At 69.5% G+C, this 15,370-nt stretch carries 11 protein-coding genes; 1 reads left to right on the forward strand and 10 read right to left on the reverse strand.

Features of this window, described 5'->3' with window-relative positions:
* Nucleotides 1–30 precede the first annotated feature (30 nt).
* From HNR19_RS11500 to HNR19_RS11540, 9 genes are all read right to left on the reverse strand, one after another.
* Entirely contained in the window at nt 31–1,431 is a 1,401-nt protein-coding gene (locus tag HNR19_RS11500) for a replication-associated recombination protein A (protein ID WP_179668047.1), read from the reverse strand.
* A gap of 13 nt (nt 1,432–1,444) precedes the next feature.
* A complete protein-coding gene (locus HNR19_RS11505; protein ID WP_281366474.1) occupies nt 1,445–2,722 on the reverse strand; it encodes an ABC transporter ATP-binding protein in 1,278 nt (425 codons plus the stop codon).
* Nucleotides 2,722–3,789, reverse strand: coding sequence for an ABC transporter ATP-binding protein (locus HNR19_RS11510; protein WP_179668048.1), 1,068 nt, complete (start codon nt 3,787–3,789; stop codon nt 2,722–2,724). The genes HNR19_RS11505 and HNR19_RS11510 overlap by 1 nt, the downstream gene beginning before the upstream one ends.
* Nucleotides 3,786–4,793, reverse strand: a complete 1,008-nt coding sequence (locus HNR19_RS11515; RefSeq protein WP_179668049.1) for an ABC transporter permease — start codon at nt 4,791–4,793, stop codon at nt 3,786–3,788. The genes HNR19_RS11510 and HNR19_RS11515 overlap by 4 nt, the downstream gene beginning before the upstream one ends.
* A gap of 98 nt (nt 4,794–4,891) precedes the next feature.
* Nucleotides 4,892–6,700: an ABC transporter substrate-binding protein gene (locus tag HNR19_RS11520; RefSeq protein ID WP_179668050.1), complete on the reverse strand. Its 1,809-nt coding sequence runs from the start codon at nt 6,698–6,700 to the stop codon at nt 4,892–4,894.
* 55 nt (nt 6,701–6,755) lie between these two features.
* Entirely contained in the window at nt 6,756–7,766 is a 1,011-nt protein-coding gene (locus tag HNR19_RS11525; protein ID WP_218910218.1) for an ABC transporter permease, read from the reverse strand.
* 119 nt (nt 7,767–7,885) lie between these two features.
* Nucleotides 7,886–9,652, reverse strand: a complete 1,767-nt coding sequence (gene aspS, locus HNR19_RS11530) for an aspartate--tRNA ligase (protein WP_179668051.1) — start codon at nt 9,650–9,652, stop codon at nt 7,886–7,888.
* Complete coding sequence (gene hisS, locus HNR19_RS11535; protein ID WP_179668052.1) at nt 9,649–11,034, reverse strand: histidine--tRNA ligase; 1,386 nt, start codon at nt 11,032–11,034, stop codon at nt 9,649–9,651. Before hisS ends, aspS begins: the two co-directional genes overlap by 4 nt.
* Nucleotides 11,035–11,037: 3 nt before the next feature.
* Nucleotides 11,038–11,748 carry an MBL fold metallo-hydrolase gene (locus tag HNR19_RS11540; RefSeq protein ID WP_179668053.1) on the reverse strand — a complete coding sequence of 237 codons (711 nt, stop codon included), beginning with the start codon at nt 11,746–11,748 and terminating at the stop codon, nt 11,038–11,040.
* Between the two features lie 46 nt (nt 11,749–11,794).
* Between HNR19_RS11540 and HNR19_RS11545 the strand changes: the two genes are divergently transcribed.
* Nucleotides 11,795–13,021, forward strand: a complete 1,227-nt coding sequence (locus tag HNR19_RS11545; protein ID WP_179668054.1) for a DUF349 domain-containing protein — start codon at nt 11,795–11,797, stop codon at nt 13,019–13,021.
* Here the strand turns inward: HNR19_RS11545 and HNR19_RS11550 are convergent, their stop codons facing one another.
* Nucleotides 13,022–15,367 (reverse strand): RelA/SpoT family protein, encoded by a 2,346-nt coding sequence (locus HNR19_RS11550; protein WP_218910221.1) that lies wholly within the window; start codon nt 15,365–15,367, stop codon nt 13,022–13,024. It abuts the gene before it with no gap.
* Nucleotides 15,368–15,370: the final 3 nt, after the last annotated feature.

The following is a 15,370-nucleotide window of genomic DNA, read 5'->3' on the forward strand; positions in this document are numbered from 1 at the left end:
GGGAGGAGAGCCTATCGGCAGCCCCCTCGGTCACTCACCCCGGATTAACCGCCGGATCCGCTCCCACCGCTGCTTCACCGCGGCCTCCGCGCCCAGCTCGGTCGGCTGGTAGTAGGCCGCGTCGGCGACGACGTCGGGCGCGTACTGCTGCGCGGCCACGCCGTACGGGGCGTCGTGGCTGTAGACGTAGCCGGCCCCGTGTCCGAGCTTCTTCGCCCCCGGGTAGTGGGCGTCGCGCAGGTGGGCGGGCACGCTGCCGATCTTGCCGGCGCGCACGTCGCCGATCGCGGCCCCGATCGCCGTGGTCACCGCGTTGGACTTGGGTGCGACGGCAAGCGCGATCGTCGCGTGCGCGAGCGTGAGCTGCGCCTCCGGCATCCCGATGAGCTGCACCGTCTGGGCGGCCGCGACGGCGGTGGGCAGCGCGGTCGGGTCCGCGAGCCCGATGTCCTCGCTGGCGAGGATCATCAGCCGGCGTGCGATGAACCGGGGGTCCTCCCCCGCCTCGATCATCCGGGCCAGGTAGTGCAGCGCGGCGTCGGCGTCGGAGCCCCGGACCGACTTGATGAACGCGCTGATCACGTCGTAGTGCTGGTCGCCGTCGCGGTCGTAGCGCACCGCGGCCTGGTCGGCCGCGGTCTCGGCCGTCTCCAGGTCGATCACCAGGCTGGTCGAGTAGTCCGAGCCGCTAGGCGAGGACGTATCGAGACCCCGCGACGGCACTGCCCCCGCCGCCGCCTCCAGATAGGTGAGCGCCCGCCGCGCGTCTCCTCCGGCCAGCCGCACGATGTGGTCGCGGGCGTCGTCATCGAGCGTGTACGCCCCGCCCAGCCCGCGCTCGTCGACGACCGCGCGCTCCACCACCTCGCGGATGTCGTCGTCGGTGAGCGACTGGAGCCGCAGCAGCAGGCTGCGGGACAGCAGCGGCGAGATGACGCTGAACGACGGGTTCTCGGTGGTCGCGGCGACCAGCGTCACCCACCTGTTCTCGACCCCGGGGAGCAGCGCGTCCTGCTGGGCCTTGCTGAACCGGTGCACCTCGTCGACGAACAGCACCGTCTCGCGGCCCGTGGACACCAGCGTGGAGCGCGCCGCCTCGATCGCGGCCCGCACGTCCTTGACGCCGGCGGACACCGCCGAGACCTCCACGAAGCGTCGTCCGGTCTGGCCGCTGAGGATCGACGCGATCGTCGTCTTGCCCGTGCCGGGCGGCCCCCACAGCAGCAGCGACATCGCCTTGTCGCCCTCGATCAGCTGGTGCAGCGGTGATCCGGGCGCGCGCAGCTGCGGCTGCCCGACGAGCTCGTCGAGCGACCGCGGCCGCATCCGCACCGCCAGCGGCGCCGCCGCGTGCGCCGCGTCGGCCAGGCTGCCGCCGGCCCGCGGCGTCGCGGCGCCGTCGGGCGCGTCGAACAGGCCGGGCTCACTCATGGAGCGAGCCTAGTCAGGCGCGCCCGATGGTCTTCGCGTCGAGGTCGAACCAGGTGTCGGCGTACCCGGGCTGCTCGACGAGGTCGTTGACCGGGCTGGCACCGGGGTCGGGCTGACCCTGAGCGTCCACACCGAGCAGGCGCGCCGTCAGCGGCTCGCGCGGGTGCTCGCCCAGCCGGCCCGGGAAGTGGCACGCGACCTTGTGCCGCTTGCCGATCTGGAGCAGCGGCGGCTCGTGCCGGGCGCAGATCTCCTGGGCGAGCGGGCAGCGGGTGCGGAACCGGCAGCCGGACGGCGGGTCGATCGGGCTCGGCACCTCGCCGGTGAGCCGGATCCGCTCGCGGCGCCCACCCGTGGCGGCCTGCTTGATATCGGGCACCGCCGACAGCAGGGCCTGGGTGTAGGGGTGGTGCGCGTTGGCATAGATGCTCTCCCGATCGCCGATCTCGATGATCTTGCCGAGGTACATCACCGCGACCTCGGGGCAGAAGTGCCGGACCACCGCGAGGTCGTGGGCAATGAACAGGAACGCGATGTCGAATTCCTTCTGCAGGTCCTGCAGGAGGTTGACGACCTGTGCCTGGATCGACACGTCGAGCGCGGAGACCGGCTCGTCGGCGACCATCACCTTCGGCTGGAGCGCCAGCGCCCGGGCGATCCCGATGCGCTGCCGCTGGCCACCGGAGAACTCGTTGGGATAGCGGTTGTAGTGCTCCGGGTTGAGGCCGACGACCTCGAGCAGCTCCTGGACCCGCTTGAGGACCTGGTTCTTCGGCACCACGTTGTGCACCCGCATCGGCTCGCCGACGATCGCGCCGACCGTGTGGCGCGGGTTCAGCGAGCTGTAGGGGTCCTGGAAGATCATCTGGATCTCGCGCCGCAGCGGCTTGAGCTCCTTCTCCTTCAGCTGCGCGAGGTCCTTGCCCTCGAACATCATCGACCCGCCGGTCGGTTCGTAGAGCCGGGTGATGAGCTGACCGGTCGTGGACTTGCCACAGCCGGACTCGCCCACCAGACCGAGCGAGCCGCCCTTCGGGAGCTGGAAGGAGACCCCGTCGACGGCTTGGACGTGGGCAACCGTACGCCGCATCAGCGGCGTCTTGATCGGGAAGTACATCCGGAGGTTCTCGACCGTCAGCACCGGCTCGGCGTTCGGGTCAAGCTCGGCGGCCGTGTGGGTCTCCCCCACGATCTCCTCGAAGGACGGCGGGGCGTACTCCGCGAGGTCCGCCTGGCGGTCCTCCATGTCCTGCTCGGTGGTCGGCTCCGCCTCGCGCGGCACCTCGTTCATCAACGCTCCTCTACGAGGCTCGGGGCGATCTCCGGCAGCACCTCGGCCGCATAGATCGCGTCGGGGTCGGCCAGGTGGCACCGCTTGACGTGGCCGGCGCCGCGGCCACCCGGCAGCAGGTCGGGCAGCGTCGTGCTGCACAGGTCCCCGGGGACCTTGTGTCGGTGCAGGCACCGCGGGTGGAACGAGCAGCCCGACGGCGGGTTGAGGAGGCTCGGCGGGTTGCCGGGGATCGGGATCATCCGGGCGTCGGTGTCGGACGTGACGTCGGGGACGCTCGACAGCAGGCCCCACGTGTAGGGCATCTCCGGGTGGGTCAGCACCTCCTTGCAGGCGCCGTACTCGACGGCCCGGCCGCCGTACATCACCAGCACGTCGTCGGCCATCTCCGCGACCACCCCGAGGTCGTGGGTGATGATGATGATCGCCGAGTTGAACTCGCGCTGGAGGTCCTGGAGCAGGTCGAGGATCTGCGCCTGGACGGTCACGTCGAGGGCCGTCGTCGGCTCGTCGGCGATCAGCAGCGACGGGTCGTTGATGAGGCCCATCGCGATCATCGCGCGCTGCCGCATGCCGCCGGAGAACTGGTGCGGGTACTGGTCGACGCGGCGGTCCGGCTGCGGGATACCGACCCGGTCGAGCATCTCGATGGCGCGCTGCTTGGCGTCGCGCCGCGACACCTCCGGGTGGTGCACCCGGTAGGCCTCCGCGAGCTGGGCGCCGACCTTGTAGAAGGGGTGCAGCGCCGCGAGGGCGTCCTGGAAAATCATCGCGACCGAGTTGCCACGCAGCTTGCGCAGCCCGTCCTCGCTCAGGCCGACGACCTCGGTGCCGCCGACCTTGATCGAGCCGTCGATCTGGGCCGAGCGCCGGTCGTGCAGGCCGAGCACCGCCATGCTCGAGACCGACTTGCCCGATCCCGACTCACCCACGATGCCGAGGGTCTTGCCGAGCTCCACGCTGTAGCTCAGGTCGGTGACCGCCTGGACGAGACCGTCTGCGGTCGGGAACCTGACGGTCAGGTTCTCGACCTCCAGGTAGGGGCCGGAGGTCTCCGGGCCGGTCATGAAAGCCTCACTCTCGGGTCGAGCACGCTGTAGAGGATGTCGACCACCATGGTCGAGATCACGACGAAGATGGCGAGCACCAGCGACGTTGCCTGCACCACCGGTAGGTCCATGATGTTGACCGCGTCGACGCCCCACTTGCCGATGCCCTCGAGGCTGAAGATCTGCTCGGTGAACACGGTGCCGGACATGAGGAACGCGACGTCGAGGCCGAAGATCGTGACGACGGGCACGAGTGCGGAGCGCAGTGCGTGCTTGGCGACGACCGACCGGGCCTTCAGGCCCTTCGCCTTCGCGGTGCGCACGTAGTCCTCGTTGAGAGACTCGACCATCGCGCCGCGGGAGTAACGGGTGTAGGAGGTTGCTCCGTAGAGGCCCATCACGAGCCACACCAGGAGCAACCCGGTCGCCCATTTCGCGGGATTGTCGAAGAAGGGTGTGTAGCCGACGTCCGGGAACACCGAGGTGTCGAGCGTCAGGAACAGGAAGCTCATGAGCGCGACCAGGTAGTACGGGATCGAGCTGAGCACGAGTGTCGACGACACCAGCGCCTTGTCGGCGAACGTGCCCCGTCTTCGGGCCGCGAGGACGCCGACGGTGACGCCGATCGCGAGATAGAGGAACGAGGCGCCGATCGCCAGGCTGAGGGTCACGGGGAACCGCTTCTTCATCTGGTCGGTGACCAGGGAGCGGTCGCGGTAGGAGAGGCCCAGGCAGGGAGCCGGGCACTCGTAGACGGTCTGCCCCACGTGGATGTCACGGCCGGCGACGAGACCCTTCGCCCACTTGCCGTACTCCTCGTGGACAGGGTTGTTGTAGCCGAGCCGGTCCTCGTACTCGACCAGCTTCGCCGAGTCCGGGCCACACCGGTTGTTGGTGTCGCGGCGGCACAGCTCGAGGGCGGGGCTCTCAGGGCCGAAGAAGAAGAGCGTGTACACGATCATCGAGACCAGCACGATGATCAGCGATCCGGAGAGGATCCGCTTGACCAGGAACGAGAACATCTGCTTCCTCTACGACGACGCGGGACAGGTGGGAGGTCGGGTGGGGCCGTGAGACCCCACCCGACCTCGCAATCGGTGCTACCTAGCGATCAGGTCGCTCACTCAGCGATGTAGATCGTGCGGTAGTCAGGCGCGCCACCGACGGAGGTGTCGTTGGCGAGACCCTCGACGTTGCTGCCGATGCCGAAGATCACCTGGTAGTAACCGGTGTTGATCACGGGCTGGAAGTCCGTCATCACGGTCTGCTCCAGCTCGCCCCAGGCCTCCGCCTGCTCCTCGACCGGCAGACCCTGGATCCGCTCGATCTCGGCGTTGACCGAGTCCTCGCTGAACGCGCCGGTGTTGTAGGGACCGGGCTCCGGGTCCGCGCCCACGATCACGGGCAGGAACGTCGAGGCCGACGGCCAGTCCTGGCACCACGCGGTGCCGAGCAGGTTGATCTTCTTGTACAGCTTGTTGTTCGGGTCGGTCCACACGTCGTACAGCGAGCCGCCGGTGTAGGGGAACATCTCGACCTTGAAGCCGGACTCCTCGTAACCGCGCTTGCGCTGCTCGGCGCTCGCCTCGCCCTCGGGGGTCGACGCGTCGTAGACGAACTGCACCTCGTACTCACCGGGCTCGAAGCCAGCCGCCTTCAGCAGCTCCTTCGACTTCTCCGGGTCGAACGTGATGCCCTCCCCGTCCGGGCCCTCCCAGACCTGGCGACCGGCCATGCCCGGGGGCAGCAGGCCGAAGCCCAGAGACTCGTCGGTGACGCCGTTGGCCCGGGTGATACCCGGGACCTCGCCGCCGGCGGCCCAGATGTTCTCGTAGTCGTAGGCGTAGGCCAGGGCCTGCCGGACCTCGAGCTCCGGGATCTCGCTGTACTTCGGCATCACGAAGCTGGTGCACGGCTGGGGGCCGACGAGCATCTTGTCCTCGAGGCCGTCCTGGGTCGCCTTGGTGTAGTCGGTGCCCTGCAGCGCGGTGACGATGGTCGTCGCGCCGGCCTCGTCGCTGAACACGGTCTCGGCCGCGACCTTCGGGTTCACGTCGAACTCGAAGGTGTAGGAGTCGACGAGCTGACGACGAGCCGGGTCGGTCTCGGGGTCCCACTGGTCGTTCTGGACGAGGACCAGCTTCTGGTTCGGGACGAACTCCTGGACCTTGTAGGGGCCGGTGGCCAGCGGCTTGAGGCCGTAGTCCTGCTCGGAGGCGTCGAGCGGCACCGGGCCGATCGCCGGGAAGACCGAGTAGTAGTCCATCTCCGGGAACGGGGTGCTGAAGTGCATGATGATGTCGTTGCCCTGGACCTCGATGCCCGGGAACTCGTCACCGTCCTTGTAGGGACCGTTGTACTTGTCGCCACCCTCGAAGTACGGCTTGGAGTACGCCGTGCCGGGGCCGGTGGCGAACGTGTCGGCGTCGAAGCTGCGCTTGATGCCGAACGCGACCTCCTCCGCGGTGACGGGGTCACCCGTCTCCCACTTGATGCCCTCCTTCAGCGTGAACGTCCACTCCGTGAAGTCCTCGTTGGGCGTACCGAGGTCGGTCGCGAGGTCCGGGACGAGCTCGTAGCTGCCGTCCTCGGACTGGCGGAACGTGGTGAGCGAGCGGAACAGGAGGCTCTGCGCGATGCCGTTGTCGGTCACGGACCAGAGGCCGGCCGGGTCGAGCGAGTCCGCACCGTCGTCGGGGTCGGGGGCGAGAACGGTCAGGTCGCCACCCTCCTGGGCACCCTCGAGCTCCGGCGCCGGGCCCTCGGCCTCGGCGTTCTTCCCGCCCGAGCTGGTCGAGCCCTTGGCGAGGTCCTCGTCGCCGGCGGAGCCGGGACCGTCGCCGTCACTGTCCCCGCCGCCGCAGGCGGCGAGGGCGAGGGTCATCACCGACGCGCTGAGCGCGGCGGCGAATGCCTTCTTCCGATTCATGTATCCAGCCTTTCTTGTGCGTTGACCGAGGCGCTCGGCCGACGATTGGGGTGGGTCAGCGTCGGGTCTTCGGGTCGAACGCGTCGCGGATGGCGTCGCCGAGCAAGTTGAGCGCGACGCACAGGACCGCGACACCGATGACCGGCGCGAGGAGGTACTGCGGGTAGAGGTCCCACCAGTCCGTGGCAGCCACGATGGTGCGGCCCCACGACTCGCGGCCGATGATGCCGATGCCGAGGTAGGAGAGGCCGGCCTCGGCCGCCACGAACGCCGGCAGGCCGAGGGAGAACGACACGACGATCGGAGCGATCAGGTTGGGCAGCATCTCGCGCACCATGATCCGCCAGGTCGGCACGCCGATGACGCGCGCCGCCTTGACGAACTCGCGCTCCCGCAGCGACAGCACCTCGCCGCGCACCAGCCGCGCCACGCTCATCCAGCTGAAGAACACGAGGATCAGCATCAGCGCCACGAAGCTGTAGGTCTTCATCTTCTCGGGCTGGTCGCCCCACCGCTCGTTGACGATCGGCGCCACCATCAGCGCGCCGAGCAGGAACGGGAAGGTGAGGAAAAGGTTCGTCGTGAACGAGATCAGGGTGTCGAAGACGCCGCCCTTGAAGCCCGCGATCAGGCCCAGGGTCACGCCGATGATGGTCGACAGGACCGCCGCGAGCGACGCGAGCATGAGCGACGTCCGGCAACCCTCGATCCAGATCGCGAGCAGGTCGGTCCCGTCACCGGGCTTGACGCCGAACGGGTGCTCCATCGTGAACCCGTGGTTGGGCGGGCCGACGGTCGGCAGACCGGTCGTGAGGTCGACGTAGTCGCTCGCGCGCACCGTGTCGGTCGAGACGTTGAACAGGTTCAGCCACACGTCGGCGAGCACCGCGACCATCACGAAGAACAGCACGACCAGGAAGCAGATGACCGCGATCGGGTCCTTGCGGAGCCGGTCGATGGCGATCCGGGTCGGCGAGCGTCCGGCGATCTCCTTGCGCGAGGCCTCATCGGCCACCGGCTCGGTGGCCTCCTCGTGCACTGCGAGGTCGGTCGCAGGCAGCGTCATGCGATCCCTTTCAAGTTCCCGAAATGGGCGACTCAGCGCACTCGCGCCGAGCGAGACTCTAAGGGAGGTGAGCCACGTAACAGATCACCGACCGGTAACGATCTGGTCTCGGTGGCCGGTTAAACCGGGAGATCCTTCTGTGGCGACGCGTCGACACCGGCTTCCTTGCGCTGCTCCGGGGTGATCGGCGCGGGTGCCGCGGTCAGCGGGTCGAAGCCACCGCCGGACTTCGGGAAGGCGATGACCTCGCGGATCGAGTCCGTGCCTGCCAGGAGCGCGGTGATGCGGTCCCAGCCGAACGCGATGCCGCCGTGCGGCGGCGCGCCGTACTTGAACGCCTCCAGGAGGAAACCGAACTTCTCCTCGGCCTCGGCCTCGCCGATGCCCATGAGCGCGAAGACGCGCTTCTGGACGTCCTCGCGGTGGATACGGATCGAGCCACCGCCGATCTCGTTGCCGTTGCAGACGATGTCGTAGGCCCAGGCCACGGCGTTGCCGGGGTCCTGGTCGAAGCCGTCGGGGTCCTGCGGGCTGGTGAACGCGTGGTGGACCGCGGTCCAGGCACCTGAGCCCACCGCGACGTCACCGGAGGCGACCGCGTCGGAGGCCGGCTCGAGCAGCGGGGCGTCGACGATCCAGACGAACGCCCAGGCGTCCTCGTCGATCAGGCCACACCGGCGGCCGATCTCCAGGCGGGCGGCGCCGAGGAGCGCGCGGCTGGACTTGGTGGCGCCGGCCGCGAAGAAGATGCAGTCGCCGGGCTGGGCACCGACGTGGGCGGCGATCCCGGCCTTCTCCTCCTCGGAGAGGTTCTTGGCGACCGGGCCGCCGAGCTCGCCGTCCTCCTGGACGAGCACGTAGGCGAGGCCCCGGGCACCGCGCTGCTTGGCCCACTCCTGCCAGGCGTCGAGCTGCTTGCGGGGCTGGCTCGCTCCGCCGGGCATGACGACCGCGCCGACGTACTCCGCCTGGAAGACGCGGAACGGGGTGTCCTTGAAGTAGTCGGTGCACTCGACGAGCTCCTGGCCCATCCGCAGGTCGGGCTTGTCGGACCCGAACCGGGCCATCGCGTCGGCGAAGGTCATCCGCGGGATCGGCAGCGGGATCTCGTAGCCCACGAGCTTCCACAGCGCGCTGAGGATCTCCTCGGACAGCGCGATCACGTCGTCCTGGTCGACGAAGCTCATCTCGACGTCGAGCTGGGTGAACTCCGGCTGGCGGTCGGCGCGGAAGTCCTCGTCGCGGTAGCAGCGCGCGATCTGGAAGTAGCGCTCCATGCCGGCGACCATCAGCAGCTGCTTGAAGAGCTGCGGGCTCTGCGGCAGGGCGTACCAGCTGCCGGGCTGCAGGCGGGCCGGCACCAGGAAGTCACGGGCGCCCTCGGGCGTGCTCCGCGTCAGCGTGGGGGTCTCGACCTCGACGAAGCCGTGCGTGTCGAGCACGTCGCGGGCCGCCTTGTTGACCTTGCTGCGCAGCCGCAGGGCGTTGCCCGGCGCCGTACGCCGCAGGTCGAGGTAGCGGTGCTTGAGCCGGGTCTCCTCCCCCACGTCGACGTGGTCGGAGATCGGGAACGGCAGGGGCGCGGCGGCCGACAGCACCTCGACGTCGCTGGCGACGACCTCGACCGCGCCGGTCGCGAGGTTGGGGTTCTCCATGCCCTCCTTGCGGGCGACGACCTCGCCGGTCACCTTGAGGCAGTACTCCGCGCGGAGAGCGTGGGCGACCGACTCGTCGCGGATGACGACCTGGACGACACCGCTGGCCTCGCGCAGGTCGATGAAGGCGACACCACCGTGATCGCGCCGGTTGGCCACCCACCCGGCGAGGGTGACGGTCTGGCCGACGTGCTCGGCGCGCAGGGTGCCGGCGTCATGGGTGCGGATCACGGGTTGGTCTCCTTGTTCATCGGTGGTTGAGGTGCGAGCGAAGCGAGCCTCGAAACCGTGGGTCGCAGGTCGTGGGTCGGAGGCTGCCACGTCGCCGGGTCGGCGGCGACCTGGTTTCCGGTGCGGATGTCCTTGACCTCGCCGGTGCCCTCCGGCGAGGTGAACCAGACGAAGGGGATGCCGCGCCGCTCGGCGTGGCGGATCTGCTTGCCGAACTTCGCGGCGGTCGGCGCCACCTCGCAGGGCACGCCGTTGGCGCGGAGCGCCGTGGCGATCGCGTCGGCGTCGCCGCGCGACTCCTCGTCGGTCACGGCGACGAGCACCACGCTCGGCACCGAGCGGTCGGCGGTGACCAGCCCGCGCTGGAGCAGGGGCACCAGCACCCGGCTGACGCCGAGCGAGATGCCGACGCCCGGGTACGTCGTACGACCGTCGCTCGCGAGCGCGTCGTAGCGCCCGCCGGAGCAGATCGACCCGAGCGACTCGTAGCCGTCGAGGCGGGTCTCGAAGACGGTGCCGGTGTAGTAGTCGAGGCCGCGGGCGATCGACAGGTCGGCCTCGATGCGGACCGCCTCTGTGGCCAGCGGGGCACACGCGCGGACCAGCGTCGACAGCTCGTCGAGCCCCTCGTCGAGCAGCGGGTGGTCCACACCGAGCTCGCGGACGCGGGCGACGAACGAGTCGTCGACGGACCGGATCGCTGCCAGAGCGAGACAGCGCTCCGCCTGCTCGTCGGTGATGCCCGCGTCACTCACGAGCAGCTCGCGGACCTTGTCGCTGGGCAGCTTGTCGAGCTTGTCGACCAGCCGCATGACCTCGTCGATGCCCTCGTCGCTCACGCCGAGCCCGGCGTAGAAGCCCTGGATCAGCTTGCGGTTGTTGACCTGGAGGCGGAAGCCGGGGAGGAAGTCGAGCCGCGCGAGGGCGTCGAGCATCACGCGCGCGACCTCGACGTCGTGGTGGAACGGCAGGGTGTCGCGGCCGACCACGTCGATGTCGGCCTGCGTGAACTCGCGGAACCGGCCCTCCTGGGGCCGCTCGCCCCGCCAAACCTTCTGGATCTGGTAGCGCCGGAACGGGAACTCGAGCCTGCCGGCGTTCTCGAGCACGTAGCGCGCGAACGGCACCGTCAGGTCGAAGTGCAGGCCCATCCCGGCGTGACCCTCGGCCGACTCCTCGTGCAGCCGGCGCAGGAGGTAGACCTCCTTGGACGTGTCGCCCTTGCGCAGCAGCTGGTCGAGCGGCTCCACGGCACGGGTCTCGATGCTGCCGAAGCCGTGCAGCTCGAACGTCGACGCCAGGGTCGCCAGGACCTGCTGCTCGACCTGGCGCTGGGCAGGGAGCAGCTCGGGGAACCCGCTGAGCGGGGTGGGCTTCGCCATCTTCTACAGACCTCGGGTGACGCGGTCGGCGCTCCCCTGCTGGAGCAGGTCGAGCAGGAACGGGTTCGTGGCGCGCTCGCGGCCGATGGACGTCTGGTCGCCATGACCGGGCAGCACCACGATGTCGTCGGCGAGCGGCAGCACCTTCTCGGTGAGGCTGCGCAGCATCGTGGGGTGGTCGCCGCCGGGCAGGTCGGTGCGGCCGATCGAGCCCTGGAAGAGCAGGTCGCCGGAGAACATGACCTCGCTGATGTCGGCGGCGTCGTACGGGGTTCGGAACGTCACCGACCCCTCGGTGTGGCCGGGGGTGTGGTCGACGAGGAAGCGAAGGCCGGCCAGCTCCAGCTCGGCGCCGTCGCCCAGCTCCTTCACGTCGTCGGGCTCGGTGAACTCGTACTTCCCGCCCAGGAGCATCCCGGCGGACTCGGCCGAGATGCCGGCCATCGGGTCGGCGAGCAGGTGCCGGTCGCCCGGGTGGATCCAGGCGGTCGCGTCGTAGGTGCCGGAGACCGGGGTCACCGAGAACATGTGGTCGACGTGGCCGTGGGTCAGCAGGACTGCCACGGGCTTGAGCCGGTGCTCGCGCACGACCTCGGCGATGCCGTCCGCGGCGTCCATGCCGGGGTCGATGACCACGCACTCGTTGCCCGCCGCGGTGGCCGCGACGTAGCAATTGGTGCCCCACGGTCCGGCGGGGAAGGCGGCAATCAGCACCAACCCACCCTATCGGCCGGGCTTCCTTCGCCTAGCATGGCCCATTGTGACTGCGAGTGAGTGGGGACGCGTCGGCGACGACGGCACCGTCTATGTGAAGACCGCTGACGGCGAGAGGGCTGTCGGGCAGGTGCCCGACGTCTCTCCGGAGGAGGCGTTGAGCTTCTACACGAAGCGGTACGACGCGCTCGCGGTCGAGGTCGACCTGCTCCACCGACGGGTCACCTCCGGCGTCCTCTCCCCCGACGAGGCGCTCTCCACGATCAAGACCGTGCGCGGTTCGCTGCCCGAGGCCAACGCGGTCGGCGACCTGCCCGCGCTCTGCGCGAAGCTCGACGAGCTGCTGCCCGTGATCGCGGCGCAGCGGGAGAACCGACGCGCGGAGAAGGCGAAGCGGCAGGACGAGGCCCGCGCCCAGAAGGAGCAGCTCGCCGCGGAGGCGGAGAAGATCGCCGGCGGCCGCGACTGGAAGAACGGCGCCAATCGGCTCCGCGAGCTGCTCGAGCAGTGGAAGCAGCTCCCCCGCATCGACAAGGCCGCCGACGACGCGCTCTGGAAGCGCTTCTCCTCGGCGCGGTCGGCGTACACGAAGGCGCGCAAGGCCCACTTCGCCGAGCAGGACGAGAAGCGCGAGGCCGCCCGGATCATCAAGGAGCGGCTCGCCACTGAGGCCGAGGTCCTCGCCGACTCCACCGACTGGGGCCCGACCGCCAGCCGCTACCGCGACCTGATGCGTGACTGGAAGGCGGCTGGCCCGGCGCCCAAGGCGGTCGACGACGAGCTGTGGCAGCGGTTCCGCGGCGCCCAGGACAAGTTCTTCGGTGCCCGCGACGCCGCCAACGCGGCGCTCGACGCCGAGTTCGCCGCCAACGCCGAGGTGAAGGAGGCGATCCTGGTCGAGGCCGAGGCGCTGCTCCCCGTCACCGACCTGGCCGCCGCGAAGGCCGCCTTCCGCGAGCTCGCCGACCGCTGGGACGAGGCGGGCAAGGTGCCACGCGACCGCATCAAGGAGCTCGAGGGCCGGATGCGCACCGTCGAGCAGGCCATCCGCAAGCTCGAGGACGAGCAGTGGAAGAAGTCCGACCCGGAGAAGTCCGCCCGCGCCGACGACATGGTCTCCAAGCTGGAGACCGCGATCGCCGACGCCGAGGCCAAGCTCGAGAAGGCCCGCGCCGCCGGCGACCAGCGCAAGATCAAGGAGCTCGAGGAGAACCTCGAGGGCCGGCGGAGCTTCCTGGAGATGGCCAAGCGCGCTTCAGCCGACTTCAGCTGACTACTGGGTCACCCGGTAGACGTCGAAGACACCCGGGACGGTCCGCACGGATTTCAGCACCGTGTCGAGGTGCTTGGCGTCGCCCATCTCGAACGTGAAGCGGATCTTGGCGACCCGGTCGCGGGTGGTGGTCAGGTTCGCCGACAGCAGGTTGAGGTGGGCGTCGGACAGCACCATCGTGATGTCCGACAGCAGGCGGGAGCGGTCGAGCGCCTCGACCTGGATGTTGACCAGGAACGTCGACTGGCCCGACGGCGCCCACTCGACCTCGAGCACCTTCTCGGGCTGGCTCATCAGGCTCGCGGCGTTGGTGCAGTCCTTGCGGTGGACCGACACGCCACCGCCCTTGGTGACGAAGCCGAGGATGTCGTCGGGCGGCACCGGGGTGCAGCACTTGGCGAGCTTCACCCAGACGTCGGGAGCGCCCTTGACGATCACGCCGGAGTCGCTGCCGGAGCTGATCCGCGGGCGGCGGGAGCGGCCGGTGATGGTGACGGCCTCCGCCAGGTCCTCCTGTGCGCCCTCGTCGCCGCCGTGGAGCTCGATGACCTTGCGGACCACGGTCGGAGCGCCGAGGTTGCCCTCGCCCACGGCGGCGTAGAGCGCCGACACGTCGGCGAGGCGGAACTGCTCCGCCGCCCGGGTGAGCGAGTCGTGGCTGAGCAGCCGCTGGAGGGGCAGGCCCTCCTTGCGCATCAGCTTGGCGATCTCGTCCTTGCCGTGCTCGATCGCCTCCTCGCGACGCTCCTTGGTGAACCACTGGCGGATCTTCGAGCGCGCCCGTTGGGACTTCACGAAGTTGAGCCAGTCGCGCGAGGGACCCGCGGTCGCGGCCTTGGAGGTGAACACCTCGACGACGTCGCCGTTCTCGAGCGTCGACTCGAGCGGAACCAGGCGGCCGTTGACCCGGGCGCCGATCGTGTGGTGGCCCACCTCGGTGTGCACCGCATAGGCGAAGTCGACCGGCGTCGAGCCCGACGGCAGGGCGATCACGTCGCCGCGCGGCGTGAAGACGTAGGTCTCGGTCTGGTTGATCTCGAACCGCAGGGACTCGAGGAACTCCCCCGGGTCCTCGACCTCGCTCTGCCAGTCGAGCAGCTGGCGGACCCAGGACATGTCGTCCATGTCGCCGCGCTTCTCGGTGTCCTGGCCGGTGCGCCCGTCCTCCTTGTACTTCCAGTGCGCGGCGACGCCGTACTCGGCCCGACGGTGCTGGGCGAACGTGCGGATCTGCATCTCGACGGGCTTGCCCTGCGGGCCGATCACCGTCGTGTGCAGCGACTGGTACATGTTGAACTTCGGCATCGCGACGTAGTCCTTGAACCGGCCGAGGACCGGGTTCCATCGCGAGTGGAGGACACCCAGCACGCCGTAGCAGTCGCGGTCCTCCTCGACGAGGATGCGGATGCCGACCAGGTCGTAGATGTCGGAGAAGTCGCGGCCGCCGACGATCATCTTCTGGTAGATCGAGTAGTAGTGCTTCGGCCGCCCGGTGACCGTCGCCTTGATCTTCGCCTCGCGCAGATCCTTCTCGACCTGGCTGATCACCTCGGCGAGGAACGAGTCGCGCGACGGCGCACGCTCGGCGACCATCCGCACGATCTCGTCGTAGATCTTCGGGTGCAGCGTCGCGAACGCGAGGTCCTCGAGCTCCCACTTGATGGTGTTCATGCCCAGCCGGTGGGCCAGCGGCGCATAGATGTCCAGCGTCTCGCGGGCGGTGCGCTCCTGCGACTTCGGAGGAACGTAGCGCAGCGTCCGCATGTTGTGGAGACGGTCGGCGAGCTTGATGACGAGCACCCGGATGTCGCGCGACATCGCGACGATCATCTTGCGGATCGTCTCGGCCTTCGCGTTGTCGCCGTAGACGACCTTGTCGAGCTTGGTGACGCCGTCGACGAGCTGCGCGACCTCGTCGCCGAAGTCCTTGCGGCACTGCTCGAGGGTGTACGGCGTGTCCTCGACCGTGTCGTGCAGGAGCGCCGCCACCAGCGTCGGCTCGGTCATGCCGATGCCGGCCAGGATCGTGGTCACGGCGAGCGGGTGCGTGATGTAGGGGTCGCCGCTCTTGCGCATCTGGTCGCCGTGCAGGCGCTCGGCCGTGACGTAGGCGCGCTCCAGGAGAGCGAGGTCGGCCTTCGGGTGGTTGGTGCGGACCGCGCGGAAGAGCGGCTCCAGCACCGGGTTGGTCGTCTGGCCGCGGGTGCCCATCCGGGCGAGCCGGGCGCGCATGCCACGGCCGCCACTGGTCGCGTCGCTGGAGACAGCCGGGGCCGGCGACGGGCGCGCGGGAACGGGGCGGGCGGGCGCCTCTTCCCCCGCCACGGAGGCCCGTTCCTCTGTCATTCC

Source organism: Nocardioides thalensis (assembly GCF_013410655.1).
GTDB lineage: Bacteria > Actinomycetota > Actinomycetes > Propionibacteriales > Nocardioidaceae > Nocardioides > Nocardioides thalensis.

Coding starts and splice junctions, on each gene's coding strand:
- HNR19_RS11500 (WP_179668047.1), bottom strand. CDS start 1,431: ATGAGTGAGCCCGGCCTGTTCGACGCGCCCGACGGCGCCGCGACGCCG.
- HNR19_RS11505 (WP_281366474.1), bottom strand. CDS start 2,722: ATGAACGAGGTGCCGCGCGAGGCGGAGCCGACCACCGAGCAGGACATG.
- HNR19_RS11510 (WP_179668048.1), bottom strand. CDS start 3,789: ATGACCGGCCCGGAGACCTCCGGCCCCTACCTGGAGGTCGAGAACCTG.
- HNR19_RS11515 (WP_179668049.1), bottom strand. CDS start 4,793: ATGTTCTCGTTCCTGGTCAAGCGGATCCTCTCCGGATCGCTGATCATC.
- HNR19_RS11520 (WP_179668050.1), bottom strand. CDS start 6,700: ATGAATCGGAAGAAGGCATTCGCCGCCGCGCTCAGCGCGTCGGTGATG.
- HNR19_RS11525 (WP_218910218.1), bottom strand. CDS start 7,766: ATGACGCTGCCTGCGACCGACCTCGCAGTGCACGAGGAGGCCACCGAG.
- hisS (WP_179668052.1), bottom strand. CDS start 11,034: ATGGCGAAGCCCACCCCGCTCAGCGGGTTCCCCGAGCTGCTCCCTGCC.
- HNR19_RS11550 (WP_218910221.1), bottom strand. CDS start 15,367: ATGACAGAGGAACGGGCCTCCGTGGCGGGGGAAGAGGCGCCCGCCCGC.